The following is a 17908-nucleotide window of genomic DNA, read 5'->3' as shown; positions in this document are numbered from 1 at the left end:
ACCCGATATTGCTGTTCGGAGCCACTGGTATTGCCGATGAGAGCCAGCGAATCGCGTGCTTGGGAGCCCCGCTGGCTCTCGTTGCGGTTAGGCGGCGCGTTTCGCGGCGTGTGCTCGCATGTTGTAGTCGCCGGTCTCGACCCATAACGTGTGGTGCACGATGCGGTCCATGATCGCGTCGGCGTGGACTCCGGAGCCGAGGCGCTGGTGCCAGTCCTTCTGCGCGTACTGGGTACAGAACACGGTCGAGGTTTCGTCGTAGCGTCGCTCGAGCAGTTCCAGCAGCATGCTCCGGGTGCTCTCGTCAGGTTCGTCGAGGAGCCATTCATCGATCACGAGGAGCGTGAACGATGCGTATTTGTTTAGAAACTTCGTCTGCCCAGAGGGTTTGTCGCGGGCCAGCTGCCAGGCCTCTTCAAGCTCTGGCATCCGAATGTAGTGCGCCCGGACCCGGTGCAGGCACGCCGCTTTCGCTAGTGCGCACCCGAGGTACGATTTCCCGGACCCGGTGAATCCCTGGAACACGACGTTCTGCTGCCTCTCGATGAACGAGCAGCTGCCAAGTCCCGCGATCACACTCCGGTCAAGGCCGCGTTCCTCGATCAGATCCAACCGTCTCAGGTCAGCGTTCGGATAGCGCAGGTTCGCCCGCCGGATCAGCCCCTCGACCTTGGACTGAGTGAACGCGGAGTGGGCGTCATCGACGGCGATCTTGATCTTCTCCTCAAACGCCAACCCGAGGGTCAGCGTGTCGTCTTGGGCTTCGAACGCGTCCAACAGTGTCGCGACGCCCATCTCTCGGAGTTTACGTTTCGTCTCGATATCGATCCGGCTCATCGGGCACTCCCGCCTGCGTAGTAGTCGGCACCGCGCACATACCCGTCCGGCTCCGGCTCCGGGCTGGCGTCTTCGAAACGCGGTCGCCGACGCGTTCCTGCTCGATCTTGCCCAGTTTCTAGGATCGGTTGCAGGTGTGCGTAGCGCGGCGATCGGACACGACTTTCCAGCGCGATCTGGCAGGCGTGCTCAACTCGTTCGCTGGAATATCGGCGGGTCAGCCTGAGCACGGCGAGGGCTGCGTTGAAGCCTTGCTCCTCGACAGCTACCGACTCGAAGATCCGGCCCACCACGGTCACCATGTGCGGGCCGACGCGTTCCGCCCACGTCCGGATCCTTTGATTATCCCATTCCCGATACTTCTCACCTTGCGGCTGATCGGAGTCGTTCGTGCGGTACTCGTTCACGACGTGCTCACCGAGCAGCAGATGGCTCGTGAGGCGTTCATGATTCCGGTACACCTCGACCAGCTGCGCCGTGACACGCAGATCGACAGCCTGCCCGATAAGCGCGTACGGGACGGAATAGAAGTTCTTCTCCCACACCACATGGCCGTTCTTCTGCACCCGACGCCCGGTCACCCACCGGCTGATCTCGTACGGCACTGCGGGCAGCGGTCGAAGCAAAGGTTTCTCCTCCGTCTCGAACACGCTGAGCCTTGAGCCAGCCCGTTTCTGGAACGGCTCCCGATTATACGCATCCATCCGCTCCCGTACCGCGGCCCGCAGCACAGCAAGCGAGGTGAAGCTCTGATCACGCAGGCCCGCGATCACCCAGGTAGCGACATGAGAGACCGTGTTCTCTACGCTCGCCTTGTCCTTCGGCCGGCGCACCCGCCGGGCAGCACAGCCGCGGAATAGTGCGCAGCGAGTTCCCTGTACGCGTCGTTCAGCACCACCTCGCCCTCGCGGGGATGCTTGATCACACCGGTCTTCAAATTGTCGGGCACGACCCTGGGTGCTGTCCCGCCGAACCACTCAAACATCCCCACGTGCGCCAGCAGCCACGTATTTTGCCTCATATCCGTGGTCGGCTCCACGAACGCATACCTCGAAAATGGCTGACATGCGACGAACAAGAAAACCTTCGATACCTCGCCCGTTGCCGGATCGGCGAGCTGCATCGTGGGCCCCGACCAGTCGACCTCGATCGTCTGCCCAGCCTTATGACCAACCCGGGACGCCGCCCCGCTGACCATGGCGTGTGCCGCGTACGTCTTACAGAACCGGTCGTAACTCATCGCCGGCCCGCCTGACGCAGAGCATCCGTCGACATACTCGCCGTGTAGCTTCAGCGTCACCCCCGCACGAGCGAGCTCCCTATGAAGCCCCTCCCAGTCAGGCTGCACGAACACGCTCTCGTGCTCCCCGCGACCCGGGAACACCAACGCGTACACCTCAGCATCAGTCTTGCCAGCGATACCATCCCAGACGATCCCGGCCCGATCCGCAGCGGCGAAGACCGCCGCGGCACTGTTCCGGGAAACACCCTGCGCCTGAGCGATCATCCGCCCTGTCAGCCCCTGTGCCCGAAGCTCGAGCACCAGCTTCGTTTTGATCCTACGTACCATTGGTGACTACTCCTTCTGCCGCACGCCACATACGCACGGCCGAAGGAGCCTAACCAGCCGGCTCCGAACGACAATATTCCGCCACCCCCACGGTAATGACACCGACACCGACACCGACACCGACTATCGGGAAGTGGCTCTCAACGGCAATAACCGTGGCTCCCAGAAACGCGAATATTCATTTGTTGATGTAGCTGAGCCGGTTCAGACGGCAGCGCACCAGAACGGCGTGCACCGTCGACGCCGGGACGCCGAGGTGCCCGCCGATGCCAACTGGGCCGAGGCGTTGCTTCCACCGCAGATGCCCGATCTTTCGCACCATCGCCTGCGGGGTCCGGTTCGGGCTGTGATGCGGACGAGACGACCCGACAGTTCCTCGCTGAGCGCCTCACGCGCATTCCAAAGCACCATAGTATGGTGCGATCGCGAGGCTTTGGGAAGATGGGAACTTCCTCCGTTTCCGCATAAGACCGGACGGTCCCGCTGGCGGTCGCGTAAGAAGCCAGCAGATCAAGTGCCTTGAGCACGGGCTGGTACGCGCTGTTATTGCACCGAAACCGCACCGCTGACAACAACGCCGGCAACATCCTCCGGTAATAATTCGAATGCGACCCGCGCAGCACGGTACGAACGCGAGCCTGGAAAATGGACTCGTTCGCCTTCGCTTCCCGAACCAAATCCCGCAGGGTCGCCTCCCCGACAATCGGGAACACGGTCTGACGGACTATGGAATCCGGTGCTTCCAGCACTGCTTCCGCCACCTTGAACAGGATCGTTTCCTTCCCCCGCACCCGACGCAGATCATCGGTCAACTCCCGCTCCACTCGTCGCTCGGCTCGCGTGTTGACCTTCAAGACCAGCGCCAGCAGTACATCCACCAGTCCGTCCGTGATCTCCGCCATCCGCTGATGACACAACGCCGCCAACAACGTGACCCGCACCGGCGGTGGTGAGGACCACAGGTCCGATGGGTACGACCGCGCCGCTCGTGCCCGCCAAAGCTCAATGACCTTCTCCGAAACCCCCTGGAACAAGCCATCCGGAAGCGCTAGCTCTTGAACCGATCTCAGCTTGTCCACTTCATCAAGCAGGGTCTCCAACCCGACAGGCCCCGGATCCGCGCGCAGCTGCGCCAACGCCCCACCAGCAGTTCCATCGCCGATCAACGCTTCAAGCCGGCCACGCGCGTCCTCACCGAGCCTCTCCCAGACGGACGCGCAAAATGACGACTCAAAAGCCGACCTGGCTGCCCCAAGAAGGCGCGACACCCGTCCCGACAGTTCAATCCGTTCGGATCGCACGCGGTCGAGCAGAGCCGCCCGGACGGCCGCCTCACGATACTCAAACGGGAACACCTCCGAAGCCAACCACCCAGCCAATCGATCCTCGTCAGCCCGCGTAAATTCGCGAAAACCGAACGCCGCACGAATCTGAGCCCGATGCCTTGTCGCCGACCGCCCCGACCACTCATAAGAACGCAGAAGCATCACGTCGATGCCGACCTGCTTCGCAATGTAGGCTACGACAGCGGACGAGAAGTCTTCGGCGGAGTCCGGGAATCGAGCGGTGTGCTCGAAAAACTTAAGCGTCAACGCGAAACCCAATCGGGTCGCCCCTGACTTATTCCCCAGCAGGCTCAAGTCCGCATCGACGAGCCTCCAATCGCCAACAACATCCACATCCGGCTCGGGGAACGACACCCGACCAACCCTACTTGTCGGTCTGGGACAGCTTCAGGAGTACCGGGCCGTTTAGGCGGCCGAGTCCAGCCATGCGTCGAGGGCGGCCGAGGCGGCATCGGGTTGTTCGTGGAAGAGCAAGTGCCCTGCGCCTTCGATGATTGTGAAACGCGCCTTCGGGAGCGCTGCCGCAGTCTCTTCGGCAGTGCTGATTGGGATGAGTTGGTCTTGGGCTCCATGGATAATTGTGGTGGGGCACGTGATCGTGGCCAGCAGTGAGTGCAAGTCGGATCGTTGCGTGACAGCTTGTTGTTGGCGAAGGAATGCTTCGGCCCCCACCGGCGTCGTCATAGCTCGCCAGGTGCGAAGCAACCCCTCGTCGTTGTGATTCTCAGGCGCTACAACGCCTCTAAAGGCCGCGTCGATGAGGTCGGCGAAGTGGCCCGCGTCGACGAGGGCCGTCTGCCTCGCCCGCGCTTGAGATTGATCGTCTGTGTCAGCCCGGGAGGACGTGCTCACGAGCGCGAGGGCACTGACGCGTTCGGGCGCTTGCCTGATCACCTCGAGCGCGACGTAACCGCCCATGCTTGTTCCGAGGACGGCAAATTCTCCCTCGTTTTCCCGAAGGATTCTGGCGGCCATATTGGCAATAGTGTCGTCTCGTCTGGTGTCGGCAAAGGTCACCTGCCCGCGTGCCCATAACGCGGTCAGGACCGGAGCGTAGGCGAGCGGTGAACACAACAGCGGGGGGATAGCGACAGTTTTCATGAGGTAATACTTCCTTCCAGCGGTGACAATTATCGTTTTTTGCAGAGACCGAACTCCGACGGGACGGGCTGGGTTTTTTCCAAGTTCGAACTAGAGCTGAGTTTGTCTCGTCGTTGACGGGGGTTCGCTGAGCGGCGATCCGGGTTTCGACATCGCTATGGGTCTGGTCTTCAGAAGGGTTTCCAGGACGCGCATACCGCCCAGAACATCTACTGCGTTGGGAAGCGCCGCTTGGATGGTCAGGCCGTCCGAGACGGCGAGGATGAGGGAAGCGGCAACTTCGGGGGCGATGTCGGTGCGGATTGCTCCTGCGTCTTGTGCTGTTCGAACGCCGTCCGTCACGTCGCGTCTCAATTGGTCGAGCCGTCCATTCATGCTGTGGGCTATGGCCGAGTCTCGCTCGATGACTGCGCGCGCTGCGAGCGTGGCAAAGAGTGCCGAAAGCCCAGGCACGGCGGCGTTCCGTCGAGCGGAATCGATGATTTGCTCGAACAACCCGAGCGTCTGATCGGGTTGCCTAGCCCTCGCGTCCTCATCTACGGACTCGACGATGGCCAGGAGGACGTCGTCTCGGGACGAGAAGTAATGCCGAAGTCCCTCCCGCGTCATGCCCGCGGCGGCGGCGATCGCACTCAGGGTCGTACCGGCTTCGCCTTCGCGAGCGAACAGGTCCATGGCGACATCGAGAACCTGTTTCCTCTGGGCCAGACCCTTCCTGTAGGGGCCACGCCTCGTCTTAGCTTCACCCATGGCATCATCGTAGACCAAAACAACCGTACTGGTATTTTTGGGTTAGTGTCGGTGCGTAGATCGTCAGAGGCGCGACCAGATCGCGTCGGCCGAAAAGGACGAAAGGTGGACGCATGATTCAACTCCTCAGATGGGTGGTGGTCTCCGGCGCGGGAATCGAGGTGGTGCATGTCAGCGGACGTTTTCTGTCGAAGCGTCGGGACGCTCAGCTCGCCAAAACGGCACTGATCCTGATCGGCGTGGGATGGGTGATCTCCGTCGGCGACCTTTTTCTGCCTGTGATGATAGTGCCCCCGCCCGGATTGATCGCCTTCATCCTCACCGGTGTCATCTCCATCGTGACGAATGTGGCGGCTGCGCTTCTTGCGGGGAATCTGATCCTGCGACACGTCAATCGCAGCCGTAGGATCAAGGCTGAGTATCCAGGTCACGCGGTTGCAGGAGGTAGCCTCCTCGTTCTCGCCGCAGTGTCGTTCATCGGAGAACGAATGCTCGGGTTGGTCGTCGCGATCCACGGGTAGCACCCGCGCCTCGGGCAGGAAGTCACACGTCTGAATCACCTCCGTCCGGCCGGGGCGATGTATTGGTTGACGGCGATCGTGGCGATCCAGATCATGGTCGAGATGTAGTACGCCCGTTCGAAGAGGCCGAAGAGGATTGAGAGGCCATTGAGCTGAGAGGCTGCGAAGAGCAGAACGATTGCCGCAGCGGTCGTTGCACCCATGAGTGCCGACCACCGACTGAGAAGACTGTCGTGGCGGCTATCCCGAAACGTTCGCTGAGCGAAGAACATGGCGAAAACTGTTGCGATGAAGGAGATGATTCCGAGCGTCCAGTGAACATCTCCCCGGGCGGTGGCCGGAGATCCTGGTGCGTCCATGTTGATCCATCCGACGACCGAACGCCCCAATGCCACCAAGACCAAGGAGACGACCAGCCCGTTTCGGTGGCGTGGGAAGCGTGAAGCGACGCTGATCGCTAGTGCCGTGGCTGCTATGGCAAGGGACACCTCGAACCATTGGAAGCCCCAGGTGTACGCGGTCAGAGCGTACTGACTGGTTGCGGCTCGGAGGGATGATAGTCCCGTGGGTGCGAGTTCGAGAGTCGTCAGTGCGGCGGCGGCGGAAATCACGGCAGCGACTGTGACGCCGGCTGATACGTGCTGAATCAGGGACATGGGAACACCTTCGGGTTTCGTGGTCGTCGGGGATGGTGGGCCGTGGGTCGAGCCGCGCGGATCCGCGTCTAAGCAGGAGGGCGGGCTGAACAAACGGCCCCGCGCGCGTCGACTCACGTGGTGAGCTCGGGGACCGCTGTGAGGTGGGAGGGTGCGGGTTCCGAGGGCGCCAGGGACGCGCCTTCGATGTCGGCGTCGGGCAGGATGCGATCCAGCCAACGGGGCAACCACCAGGCCGCGTCGCCGAAGAGGCGCATGACCGCTGGGACCAGGGTCATCCGGACGACGAAGGCGTCGACGAGCACTCCGACCGCGAGGGCGAAGGCCATCGGTTGGATGGTGCCTCGGCCGGCGATCGCACCGTTTCCGAAGACGCCGATCATGATGAGTGCTGCCGCCGCGACGACCTTGGCGCCGCTGGTGAAGCCTCCCGACACGGCGGCACGCGAAGAGGCACCGTGGCTTCGTTGTTCGCGCATGCCCGAGACGAGAAACATCTCGTAGTCCATCGAGAGGCCGAACAGAACCCCGACGACGAGGATCGGCAGGAAGCTGAGAAGCGGAGCCGCGGGGTCGACGTGGAACAGCGAGCCGAGCCACCCCCACTGGAAGACCGCGACGGTCGCACCCAGGGCAGCCCCCAGGCTGAGGAGGAAGGAGAGCGTCGCCTTGAGGGGAATGAGCAGGGATCGGAACACCACCATGAGCAGCAGGAACGCGAACCCGGCTACGAGCGCGAGGTACTCGGGGAGGGCATCCAGAAGACGCTGAGAGATGTCGATCGCGATCGCGGTCGTGCCCGTCACTTCGGCTGACGTGCCGGAGGGCAGGCCGAGCGACGGCCCGGATCCTCGGAGCGTGTGAACCAGGGTCTCGGTCGCCGCGTCCGACGGCCCCGTCTTCGGGATGACAGTGAAGAGAGCATCGTTCCCGGCCAACCCCGACGGGGCGACCTGCGCCACCCCCTGCACGTCGAGGGCCTTCTGGATCGAGGGGATATCGGCCGCGGTCGTACCGTGAACCAGCACCAGGATCGGCCCGTTGTAGCCCGCATCGAACCCGTCGGTGATCAGGTCGTAGGCCTCGCGAGTGGTTGAGCCGCTGACATCGGTGCCGTCGTTGGGGAGCCCCAGACGAAGACCGGACACGGGGAGCGCGATCACCGCGAGGACGCCGACAGCCGCCACGGTGAAGAGGACGGGCTTCCGCGTCACGACGCCGACCCAGCGAACAGACGGGGTGCGGCGCGAAACGGGTGCCTGATCCCCCATTCTGCGCCGTGCTCGCCGGCTGAGAACTTTTTCACCACTGAGGCTGAGCAGGGCGGGGGTGAGGGTGAGAGACACAAGGAGCGCGACGAATACGCCCACAGCTGCGGAGAGACCCATCTGGGTAAGGAACCCGATTCCGACGACCGACAGCCCGGCCAGCGCCACGATGACGGTCGACGCGGCGAAGAATACGGCCGTGCCGGCGGTTCCCGTGGCGAGCCTGATCGAGTCTGAAACGGTCATGCCTTCGAGCAGGTTGCGGCGATGTCGATTGATGATGAATAGTGCGTAGTCGATGCCGACCGCCAGGGCCAGCAGAATCGCCAGCAGGGGTGCCGTGGAGTTGAGGTCGATGAAAGCTGAACTTGCGTAGATTCCTGCGACGCTCACGCCGAGCCCGAACAGTGCGGTGATCAGTGGCAGGCCCGCCGCGAGGAACGACCCGAAGGTGATCAGCAGGACGACGAATGCCAGCACGATGCCGACGACCTGGCTCGAGGCGCCGTAGTTGTTGGGGACGAGCCCCGACGTGGCCTCGACCTGAAGGTGGTCGGATCGCGCGTCGGTCATCGCGTGTGTGATGGCCGTCGTCTGGGCCGCAGTCGGGTCAGAAGTCGAGATGCTCACGCGCACGTAGCCGATTCGCCCGTCGGGAGAGAGAGTCGCGGTGCCCTTCGAGGCGGTAAAGGGATCAACAGCGCTCGTGACGCCGTTAATGGACGAAAGTCGTGTGGTCAGCGCGGCGACGGTTCTCTCGTCGTCGGCGGAAAATGTTGCACCCTCAGGAGCCGCGAAAACGACGTCGCCCCCACCGCCAGCTGCGTTCGGGAACTCGTTCTGGACACTGCTGAGGGTGCTGATCGACTGGAGGCCCTTGATGGTAAAGGTCGACCCGAGGGGCTTGGAGAATGCGCCGGCCGAGCCGACGGCAACGACGAGCAGAACCAACCAGGCGGCGATCACCCACCATCGGTGTTTGGCGCTGAATCCACCCAGGCGAGCCAAGAGAGAAGCCATGTGCGTGATGCCTTTCCGGTCGGGAAGGCGACGGACCGCCCTCTTCACCAAGCGTGCTGATTTCCGTTCGTGCACGACACCACCCCTGGGAGGGCCGAGGGTGGAGACTTACTCGGCGCGCACTCCACCCCTGGGTGGTGGAAAGGAGAGATGAGGAGCGCTTCGGACAAATCGCCAATGATGACACCCCGCCACCAAACCGAGCTCTCCTTGCCGCCTCAAAAACCTAAAGGTTCGTGAGATGGCTCACGTGGGATGCCGTCGAACTCGGTAGGCACTCAGTTGCCCCCAATCCCAATGCTTCCGAACTTGCCGCAGGCCGCCGGTGCACGGGTTTGTGAGACATTCTGGCGAGACCCCGCCGGACTCACCTGAGGGGACGGCGGCTCGAACGAATCAAGAACGCCGTTCGAATTACATAGATTGCGTACACCGGTCATGTGTGAAATTTGGCGCTTTCTGGTGGTGTTCTGTGATCGCTCCATGTCGCGGCGTGTCTGCACTGAGAGCGTTCCCCCGCCACAGCGGCTGAATTTTTTGTGAGATGTGGCGTGGGCCTCGTCGCATGGACGCGCGCGCAGGGCCAGACTAGGGCTATGTCTCAGGTCCAGCGAAAGTGTTCTGTTCGGGAGATCCGTGCCGGGCAGGTGATTGTCGAGGGCCCAGCCGTTGGTGCGGTGCTGGACAGGAGGTGGCAGAGTGCTCCCTGTCGGGCTCTGAGCAGTGCGAGTCGAGTGGGGATGTTCCGATGAGTGTCAGTGCGCATCGTGTGCGCATCGGTCGGGCCTACGATTCGCGGGTGCGCGGGGATGGGATCCGGGTGCTGGTGGATCGGTTGTGGCCTCGGGGGTTGAGTAAGGAGCGCGCGGATTTTGATGAGTGGCAGAAGGACGTCGCCCCCTCTCCCGTGTTACGGCAGTGGTACGGGCACGACCCGGACCTGTTCGATGAGTTTTCTGCCCGTTACCGGGCAGAGCTTGAGGATCCGGTTCGGGCGAGAATACTGGTGCATCTGTTTGCCGTTGCCCGGCACGGGAACCTGACCATGATCACCGCGTCGAAGGCTGCCGAGATCAGCGAGGCGGCCGTCTTGGTGTCAATCCTGAATGGCGAGTCGAGGTCCGCGACCGCTGCGAATGACCGCTCTCATACGCCGGACCTGGCGGCGGCGACTAATGAACAGAAGGTGTGCTGATGCAGAAGGTGTCGTTGATCGCGTTGAGCCGGCATCACTTGGAGCAAGCCTTGCGGGCCTCGAGCGGGCGGAGCGCAGAAACGGTGTTCGGCGGTCATGAACATCACCTGCGGCAAACCCTGATCGCTTTGCGGTCTGGGGAGTCTTTATCGGAGCATGAGAATCCGGGGGAAGCGACGGTGCAAGTCCTCGTGGGGCGGGTGTTGTTGCGCGCCGGGTCGGTCGAGTGGAACGGTTCCCCTGGGGATCTTCTGATCGTTCCGGATGCTCGGCACGCCCTTGACGCGGTCGAGGACAGTGTCATCGTCTTGACAGTGAGCACGCCCGCGAAACCTGCCGCTGTCTAGCAACGTGTGTCGCCGGTAGGCGAGCCGTGGTCTTTGTCCTGTCGGAGCGGGTGAAAGGCCGTGTATGCGGCAAGGAGCAGGACGCCAACCCAGGTGAGAACGGCCACCGCCGTTCCGATTCGGCCGACGTCGACCATGAAGGCTGCCCCGAGGGTGGTGCCGAAGGTGATGCTGGCGGTCGAGTACATCCCGATCGGAAACACGATGCTCCACAACGCGGTGGTGTAGCGGAGGGGGACGTGGCGGATGAGGTGGCGCCAGAGTCCGAAGATGACCAGGAATGGTATCCACCAGGTCCCGACCGCCCAAAGGAAGTAACCGGTGCCGGTTACCGTCGCCGCTGTGGCCGAGACGATCGGGAGCGTGTGGGGTAGGTCCAGGATGTGGGCGGCTCCGAGAACGGAGATCGCGGTGGCTCCCATCACGATCCAGTATGTCGGCGAGAACGACGCCGGGTCGCTTCGGACCGTGACGAGCTGGTGGACGATCAGAACCGTGAGGATCAGATACAGCATCACTCCGATGCCCCAGAGGCCCACCGCGACCCCTGCCAGGAAGTCGCTGGCAGAGGCTGCGGCGGCGAGGCTGGTGACGATGGCGAGAGCTTGAGTGCCGACGACCCAGAGCAGCCAGGAACCGTCAATCCGCACCGGTTCGGGTTTGTTGCCTGGTCGGAGAAAGAACCCGGCCGGGATGCTGTAAGTCAGGATCAACCACACGGGCACGCTCATGCCAGCTAGCACGGCGGCCGGCCACGGGTACCCGCCGGCAGCCAATCGGACGGCGACGACATCGAGGCCGGCGACGATCGTGAAGAACCCGAACGCCCGCCCCGGATTCTGCATATCCGCCAAGACGTCACGTCGATACAACGCGAGGCGCGTGAGGCTCAATCCGGCCAGCACGACGAGCCCGCCCAGGGCGGTGATGAGGAACACGGCGGACAGCACCGTCCAGCCGGTGAGGTTCAGGGCGGTGGAGATGATGCCGGTGGCCATCACGAAGGAGAACGCCGCGGGCGGAACGCGACGTGCGAGATTTCGCACCAGCAGGGTCAAATGGATTGGCTGTATCCGAAGAACTCGTGGTCGTTGTTGTACCCGCCAAGCCCTCCGCCGACGTCGGAGAAGTGTTCCACGAACTCAACCCCTTTCAACCACTTCACCATCTTGAAGCCCAGCTCGATCTCGTTGCGGAGCCGTAGGGGTGCGCCGTGGCCGAAGTCGAGGGTGTCGTCGTTCATGTCGTAGGCAAGCATCGTCAGGTGGTGGGACATCTGCTCGATGGGTTGCGCGTCGTAGTACAGGCCGCCGTCGGGGCCGAGTGCGTGGGAGTAGAAGATCACCCATTTCGCTTCCGGGGCAGGCTGCACAACATCCATCAGGGTTCGCATCGACACGCCGCCCCATTTCGCGACCCCCGACCAGCCCTGAATGCAGAAGTGCTGGGTGATCTGCTCGTGATGCGCCAACGCCCGCAGGTCGGTGAGGTTCAGCTCAACAGGGTTCTTCACGAGCCCGTTGACGCGGAGGGTGTAGTCCCGGAAGCCGTCTGCTTGCAAGGCGAGGTAGGCGGCGTCTTCGGGATATTTACCGTTGTGCCAGAAATACGGGGAAATGTCCTTCTCGGTGTAGTGCCCGGGTTTGGCGTCGATGTGTTCGAACAAGCGCTGCGCCGGACCGATCAGGGCGTAGCCGACGCGTTGCACGACGCGGGGGTGCCGGTAGGTGAACGGGGTCGCCGCGACCCACGCCACGATGAGCACGATAAGGGATGCCGAGAAGACGACGAACCCCCACCACGATTCATCGTCGCGGCCAGCGAACATGTGGTTCAGGTTCCGCAGCGCCCCCGTAGTCAGGACGAGGGCGACATGGACGACGATGAACAGGATGAACCAGCACAGCACCAGGAAGTGCACGGACCGGGCGAACTGGATGCTGAACACGGAACCGATTCTCGGGAACCGTGTCGAGAGGGCCGGCGACATGCCCAGCCCGGTGATCAGGGCGAGCGGGGCTGCAATGAAGACGGTGACGAAATACGCGATCAGTTGGAGGCCGTTGTAGTTCGTCCACCCGGACTCCAACGGCCAGTCCAGGGACAGGTACTGGATGGCAACGGAGATCGCGTTCGGAATGACATCCCAGTGCAGCGGCACGAGGCGCAACCATTGCCCGGTGGTGAAGATGAGGATGTAGAACACTATGCCGTTGGCCAACCACAACGTGTCGATGCCGAGGTGCCACCAGCGCGCCAACCCGATCGAGTGCCGACGACCGGGGAGGCCGACCCCGTTCGGGAGCGTGATGGAGTCCTCCTTTGCCGTGTAGAGCGGCGCGGTGGGGACGGGTTTCTGAATCCGGAACCAGTCCTTCCCTGGGGTGGAGTTCCGGGTCCAATACAGGCGCGGGTGGTCGGCGAGGATTGTGATGCCCGATCGGATGATGAACAGCATGAAGAACAGGTTGAGGAAGTGCTGCCATTGGAGCCAGACCGGGAACCCGACCGGGGTGCCCGCGGGTAGTTCCGACAGCCCCGGGTACTGGCGAACGAACGCCTCGACGCCAGCCGTCTCCCGGAGGCCCTTCGCGACAGCGATCAAGACGATGAACAGGCCAACCCCGATCGGGATCAGCCAAAGCAGGTTGAACCACTTCGTCCGGCCGACCCGGATGCGAGGCGCAACACCGAACTGCGGCGCGACACCGCCCGCCCAATCCTTCCCAACAGCGCGATAGTGCTGGGAATCAAGCTCCGTGCGGAAGCTCGGGAACAGGTCCCCTGACTCAGCTGAATGAGGCAAAGTTTCGGTCATGTCGGAATCCGTCCACTCAGTCACACACCATCGGACGCCCACTGGCATCCGGGGGGATTCGAACCAGACAGATCATCAGCTGACCCGATAGTTCTGGACACATCCCGGAAAGCAAAGGATACGTTCGACAAACTGACGCGGAAACGACGACAAAAGACGTGGCCACGAAAGTGATGACGGTGGCGAAGGCGTAAAACGGGAAATCGTTCGCACAAGGTCCAGGCACGAGCAGCCTCACCCTAGTACAGCGGCGGAGTCACGTCGACGGCGACGAATCGGTCCAGTAGCTCAGACACGCTCGGGCAACCCTCACTGTTCAGAGACGGCCAATGCCGTATGTGCGCCTCGAAAAGCTGAAAGGTTTTCAAGACATCTCAGGCCCCTGTTTTTGTTGACGAGTTTTCCTGATTGGCGCTGGGTCGGGTTGTCTTGGGAACTCGTCTCTTAGGCCCGTATATTTCAGTATGGTTTCTATGCTTTTATGAGGCGTGTCAGTGTCGTCGAGGGTTGCGGTGTCGTGTGAAGGCGAGGGTGATGCCGGCGAGGAGGAGCAGGACCGCGCCGCTGAGGGGTATGGCGAGGTTCGTTCCGGTCGCTGCCAGCGCAGCCCTGGGCGACGCCGTGCCGGGTACCGTGGGCTGTGGCTGTGGCTGTGGTTGGGGTTGGTGGAATTGTGGTTGCTGCTGCGATGGCGAGGGTTTGCGGGGTCCCGGCGATCGCATGGCCGACACCGTTGCTGACAGTGATCGTGAACGTTGTCGCGGCAGTGCTGGTTGGGGTGCCGGAGAGCACGCCGGCCAAGGTCAAGGTCAGTCCGTCGGGCAGTGCCCCCGTGGTCACAGCGAACGTCGGGGCTGGGTAGCCGGTAGAACCGAACGAGAACGAGATCGGCACGCCGACCGTGGTGCCGGCTGGCGGGGTGCCGAGGATGCCCGGCGCGGCTGGGGCCGGGGTGATACTCAGGCTCTGCGGGGTGGCAGCAGCGTCTGGTGCCGTGCCGTTAGACGCGTTGATGGTGTAGGTGAATGTTCCGGCAGTGGTTGGAACTCCGGTCAGCGCACCGGTCGTCGCGGACAGTGCCAGGCCGGCGGGCAGGCTCCCGGACGTCACCGTGTAGCTGGGTGCCGGGAGACCGGTTGCCCCGAATGCGTACGTGTATGGCGTGCCAATCACTCCAGAAGTCGGAGCAGCGGCGGCAGTGAAAGTGGGTGCGAACGGGGTGATCACAGAGACGGTTTGGGCGATAAAGTTGGCGGTGTAGATGGTTTTGTCGTTCGGACTGACCGCCACAGAGAGTGGATTAGTGCCGACAACGATGGGGGTCGGTGACGTCGTGCCTGTCTTCACATTGATCACAGAGACGGTGCTGTCGCCTTGGTTTCCGACGTAGGCGGTTCTGCCGTCTGGGCTGAACGCCACCGATCTGGGTTCCAAGTTGACAGCAATGGGAGTCGTGGCCGTACTGGTCTTGACGTCGATCACAGACACGCTGTCGCCGTTTTCGTTTGCGACGTACGCCGTTGTGCCGTCTGGACTGAACGCCACTGCTTCTGGGTCGTTGCCAACGGCAATCGGGGTGGGAGCTACGGTGCCCGTCTTGACGTCGATCACGGACACGTTGTGGGAGTTACCAGAGGTTGCGACGTAGGCGGTTGTGCCGTCTGGGCTGAATGCTACCGCTTGTGCCCAGCCGCCGACGGCAATGGGGTTCGGATTCGCGGTGCTGGTCTTGACGTCGATCACAGAGACTGTGTCGTCACCACCGTTTGCGACGTAGGCGGTCGTTCCGTCGGGACTGAACGCCACCGAACACGGTTCGCCGTCGACGGCAATGAGGTTCGTGGCCGTACCTGTCTGTACGTTGATCACAGACACGGTGCCGTCGTTCTCGTTCGCGACGTACGCGATCGTTCCGTCTGGACTGAACGCCACGGAGCTGGGGCCGCTGCCGACGGCGATCGTGGTCACGACCGTACCGGCCTTGACGTTGATCACAGACACGGTGTCGCTGATGTTGTTTGCGACGTATGCGGTCGTTCCATCCGGACTGAAAGCTACCGTCCTCGGTTGGGCGCCGACGGCAATGGTCGGCAACGTTGGTGGTGATGCCCAGGCGGCGGGGGCGGCCAGGGAAATCGTCGCACTTAATGCGAGGACCGCGGTGACGGTGAGGAGTTTGCGGGTCATGTCGGTCAGCGCTTTCAGATGAACCAGAGCCCAGTCGCTCCTCCCGCCCAGTCGCTCCTCCCGCGCAGTCGCGACGATGCACCGTTGCGACTGTTGACAGACCTGCCGAACCCACCAGCATTCGGCCCTGTTCTGGGTAAACCTGTTGCGTGCTGTTCGCTGATCCCCGCAGCAGCCACCGAAACGCCTACCCCGCACTGCTCAGAATGGCTTATCCGCAGCAGTAAAACAAACCCGCTACCGGGCCTGCCGTACCAGAAAGCGCCGATGTGCAGGATGGAGTGCAGGCTCGATAGGTCGACATTGGGCCTTCGCCGTCATCAATCATTGGAGTACGGGCTCTTGCACTCCCCAAGCAGACCGCGACCCGAGTGCCTGCAGTTCAACAGGTCACGACGGCTCGTCTACTCGACGATGCGCACGGTGCGGGGTCTGGGAAGTATCTAAGTGACGAGTTGACTCGCGTGCAAGATGCGCTGTGCGATCGTTGCGATCAGTGAAGCCGTGTTTTGTGATTCCGGCCAGAGATTGGCGTTGCTGGGCCATACCACCGCGTGAGAGGGTTGGCTCGTCTGTCCAATGCGGGTGAGCCAGGCCAGTTTTGTTCGATCAGCCGAGATGGCTTGTCTACCTCGTCGATTTCGACGACACAGCGTGACGAAAAATGATTCTGCTCGGATGAGGTCCGACCATCGGGACGACGTGATCGCCGTCCCGACTGACATAGCCGGTGTGCAGACGTGAACTGACAATTGTGCGATCGCGAACTGAAAATGACAGCGTCGGGCCTGACTATTGCGTGCAATGTGGGGCGCGCAACCTTTATAGCATCGCTCGGTCAAGGCGAGGGCGTGGAGGCTTGCGCGGGACCGCACCGTGCCTCCAAGCCATCATCTCGCCGGGACGCGGCCTCCGGGGTCAGGCGGCCATCGCACCGTACCGCTTGTGGCCCTTGACGTCGTAGCGGTCAAGCATCATGACCTTCGACCAGACGCGGATGAAGTCGCGCACGAACCGCTCTTGCCCGTCGCTGCCCGCGTAGGCGTCGACGATCGACCGCAGTTGCGCGTTCGAGCCGAATACCAGATCATTCCGGGAGGCCCGCCAGCGAGCCTCGCCGGTCGCCTGAACCCGGCCAGTGAAGATCGTCGCGGTCTCGTCGTCCTTCGTCCACACCAGGTCGGTGTCGGTCAGATGCACGAGGAAGTCCGTCGTCAGGATTCCGACGCGATCCGTGAGCACACCCACGTTGGACCCGTCCCAGTTGGCGCCGAGCACGCGCAGCCCAGCGGTCAGGACGGTCCACTCCGGTGCGGTGAGCGTGAACAGGTTCGCCTTGTCGAGGAACGCCGCCTCGGGCGAGACGCCCGGAGCAAACTCTTCGAAGCGCTCGGACACGAAGTTGCGGAACCCGTCCGCAATGGGTCGCAGCCACTCGAACATCTCGATGTCGGTCAACTCCTGCGTCGTGTCGACACGGCCTGGCGTAAACGGCACGCCGGCGTCAGATCCTGCCGCCCGTGCCGCCTGCTCCACGGCGGCGCTGCCGGCGAGGACGATCAGGTCGGCGAGAGACACCTTCCGCCCGCCCGACGTCGCCGTGAAAGCCGCCTGCACGTTCCGCAGCGCGTCGATGACTGGAACGGTGCGTTGATTGACCGCCCAGTCTTTCTGCGGCGACAGGGCAAGGCGGGCGCCGTTCGCGCCCCCGCGCTTGTCGCTGTCGCGGTAGGTCGAGGCGGCGGAGAACGCCGTGTAGACGAGGTCGGACACGGACAGCCCGCTCGCGAGGACGGCTTCCTTGAGCGCTGCCACGTCGGCCTCGTCGAGTGAGGATCCTGCTGCTTCCGGGAGCGGGTCCTGCCAGAGCAGGTCATCGGCGATGGTGACCTCCGGGCCGAGGTACCGGTGCTTCGGCCCCATGTCGCGGTGCGTGAGCTTGTACCAGGCCTTCGAGAACGCGAGGGTGAACAGATCGAAGTCGGCCAGGAAACGCTCGCATATGGCCCGATACTCCGGGTCGACCTTGAGTGCGATGTCCGACGTCATCATCATGAGCGGGTTCATCTGACCGGGCACGTGGGCGTCCGGAGTCTTCGGCGCCTCCGAGTCAGTCGGTTCCCACTGCAGCGCGCCGGCCGGGCTTTTCGTCTGCTCGTAGTCGTACGCGAACAGGTTCTCAAGGTAGGCGTTGTCCCACTGTGTCGGGTTCGGAGTCCAGCTGCCCTCGATGCCGTTGGTTGAGGTGTACTCGGCATTGCCGGTGCCGACCGGGTTGTGCCAGCCGAGCCC

12 protein-coding genes and 3 pseudogenes are annotated in these 17908 nt (G+C 62.9%); 3 read left to right on the top strand and 12 right to left on the bottom strand.

Annotated features, from left to right (window positions below):
* Positions 1-87: 87 nt before the first annotated feature.
* The 6 genes and pseudogenes from QN358_RS11910 to QN358_RS11885 all read right to left on the bottom strand — a co-directional run bounded on the left by QN358_RS11910 (position 88) and on the right by QN358_RS11885 (position 5604).
* The gene (locus QN358_RS11910) at positions 88-837 is read right to left on the bottom strand and encodes an ATP-binding protein (RefSeq protein WP_323512487.1); all 750 of its coding nucleotides are present in this window, start codon (positions 835-837) and stop codon (positions 88-90) included.
* Positions 834-2407: pseudogene (istA, locus tag QN358_RS11905) on the bottom strand (IS21 family transposase). Before istA ends, QN358_RS11910 begins: the two are co-directional and overlap by 4 nt.
* Positions 2408-2588: 181 nt before the next feature.
* Positions 2589-2783 (bottom strand): annotated as a pseudogene (locus QN358_RS11900) (IS481 family transposase); the annotation flags it as partial.
* Between the two features lie 913 nt (positions 2784-3696).
* Positions 3697-4086 (bottom strand): annotated as a pseudogene (locus tag QN358_RS11895) (DUF4158 domain-containing protein); the annotation flags it as partial.
* 72 nt (positions 4087-4158) lie between these two features.
* Positions 4159-4854 carry an alpha/beta hydrolase gene (locus QN358_RS11890; RefSeq protein WP_323512486.1) on the bottom strand — a complete coding sequence of 232 codons (696 nt, stop codon included), beginning with the start codon at positions 4852-4854 and terminating at the stop codon, positions 4159-4161.
* Positions 4855-4944: 90 nt separating this feature from the next.
* Positions 4945-5604 (bottom strand): TetR/AcrR family transcriptional regulator, encoded by a 660-nt coding sequence (locus QN358_RS11885; protein WP_323512485.1) that lies wholly within the window; start codon positions 5602-5604, stop codon positions 4945-4947.
* 113 nt (positions 5605-5717) lie between these two features.
* Here QN358_RS11885 and QN358_RS11880 point away from each other — a divergent pair, with 113 nt between their 5' ends.
* Positions 5718-6125 carry a hypothetical protein gene (locus QN358_RS11880; protein WP_323512484.1) on the top strand — a complete coding sequence of 136 codons (408 nt, stop codon included), beginning with the start codon at positions 5718-5720 and terminating at the stop codon, positions 6123-6125.
* 35 nt (positions 6126-6160) lie between these two features.
* On the opposite strand, the gene QN358_RS11875 is transcribed toward QN358_RS11880, so the two are convergent.
* Positions 6161-6781, bottom strand: coding sequence for a DUF998 domain-containing protein (locus QN358_RS11875; RefSeq protein WP_323512483.1), 621 nt, complete (start codon positions 6779-6781; stop codon positions 6161-6163).
* A gap of 113 nt (positions 6782-6894) precedes the next feature.
* Positions 6895-9069 carry an MMPL family transporter gene (locus QN358_RS11870; protein WP_323512482.1) on the bottom strand — a complete coding sequence of 725 codons (2175 nt, stop codon included), beginning with the start codon at positions 9067-9069 and terminating at the stop codon, positions 6895-6897.
* 748 nt (positions 9070-9817) lie between these two features.
* On the opposite strand from QN358_RS11870, the gene QN358_RS11865 reads away from it, so the two are divergent.
* Positions 9818-10264 carry a DUF488 domain-containing protein gene (locus QN358_RS11865; RefSeq protein WP_323512481.1) on the top strand — a complete coding sequence of 149 codons (447 nt, stop codon included), beginning with the start codon at positions 9818-9820 and terminating at the stop codon, positions 10262-10264.
* Positions 10264-10611, top strand: coding sequence for a cupin domain-containing protein (locus QN358_RS11860; RefSeq protein ID WP_323512480.1), 348 nt, complete (start codon positions 10264-10266; stop codon positions 10609-10611). Before QN358_RS11865 ends, QN358_RS11860 begins: the two co-directional genes overlap by 1 nt.
* Here the strand turns inward: QN358_RS11860 and QN358_RS11855 are convergent.
* The 4 genes from QN358_RS11855 to QN358_RS11840 all read right to left on the bottom strand — a co-directional run.
* The gene (locus tag QN358_RS11855) at positions 10608-11669 is read right to left on the bottom strand and encodes a tellurite resistance/C4-dicarboxylate transporter family protein (RefSeq protein ID WP_323512479.1); all 1062 of its coding nucleotides are present in this window, start codon (positions 11667-11669) and stop codon (positions 10608-10610) included. The two genes, QN358_RS11860 and QN358_RS11855, sit on opposite strands and share 4 nt — an antisense overlap.
* Positions 11666-13429, bottom strand: a complete 1764-nt coding sequence (locus QN358_RS11850; RefSeq protein WP_323512478.1) for a molybdopterin-dependent oxidoreductase — start codon at positions 13427-13429, stop codon at positions 11666-11668. Before QN358_RS11850 ends, QN358_RS11855 begins: the two co-directional genes overlap by 4 nt.
* A 471-nt stretch (positions 13430-13900) precedes the next feature.
* Entirely contained in the window at positions 13901-15616 is a 1716-nt protein-coding gene (locus QN358_RS11845) for a beta-propeller fold lactonase family protein (RefSeq protein WP_323512477.1), read from the bottom strand.
* Between the two features lie 918 nt (positions 15617-16534).
* On the bottom strand, positions 16535-17908 hold a 1374-nt coding region (locus QN358_RS11840), incomplete at its 5' end, for a peroxidase family protein (protein WP_323512476.1).

It is taken from the genome of Subtercola sp. RTI3 (genome assembly GCF_035018625.1).
GTDB classification, from domain to species: Bacteria; Actinomycetota; Actinomycetes; order Actinomycetales; family Microbacteriaceae; genus Subtercola; species Subtercola vilae.
This window is presented reverse-complemented; position numbering and strand designations above follow the sequence as displayed.

Bases quoted from the DNA above. Each gene is read 5' to 3' on its own strand.
- QN358_RS11910 (WP_323512487.1), bottom strand. From the start codon at position 837: ATGAGCCGGATCGATATCGAGACGAAACGTAAACTCCGAGAGATGGGC.
- QN358_RS11890 (WP_323512486.1), bottom strand. From the start codon at position 4,854: ATGAAAACTGTCGCTATCCCCCCGCTGTTGTGTTCACCGCTCGCCTAC.
- QN358_RS11885 (WP_323512485.1), bottom strand. From the start codon at position 5,604: ATGGGTGAAGCTAAGACGAGGCGTGGCCCCTACAGGAAGGGTCTGGCC.
- QN358_RS11880 (WP_323512484.1), top strand. From the start codon at position 5,718: ATGATTCAACTCCTCAGATGGGTGGTGGTCTCCGGCGCGGGAATCGAG.
- QN358_RS11875 (WP_323512483.1), bottom strand. From the start codon at position 6,781: ATGTCCCTGATTCAGCACGTATCAGCCGGCGTCACAGTCGCTGCCGTG.
- QN358_RS11870 (WP_323512482.1), bottom strand. From the start codon at position 9,069: ATGGCTTCTCTCTTGGCTCGCCTGGGTGGATTCAGCGCCAAACACCGA.
- QN358_RS11865 (WP_323512481.1), top strand. From the start codon at position 9,818: ATGAGTGTCAGTGCGCATCGTGTGCGCATCGGTCGGGCCTACGATTCG.
- QN358_RS11860 (WP_323512480.1), top strand. From the start codon at position 10,264: ATGCAGAAGGTGTCGTTGATCGCGTTGAGCCGGCATCACTTGGAGCAA.
- QN358_RS11850 (WP_323512478.1), bottom strand. From the start codon at position 13,429: ATGACCGAAACTTTGCCTCATTCAGCTGAGTCAGGGGACCTGTTCCCG.
- QN358_RS11845 (WP_323512477.1), bottom strand. From the start codon at position 15,616: ATGACCCGCAAACTCCTCACCGTCACCGCGGTCCTCGCATTAAGTGCG.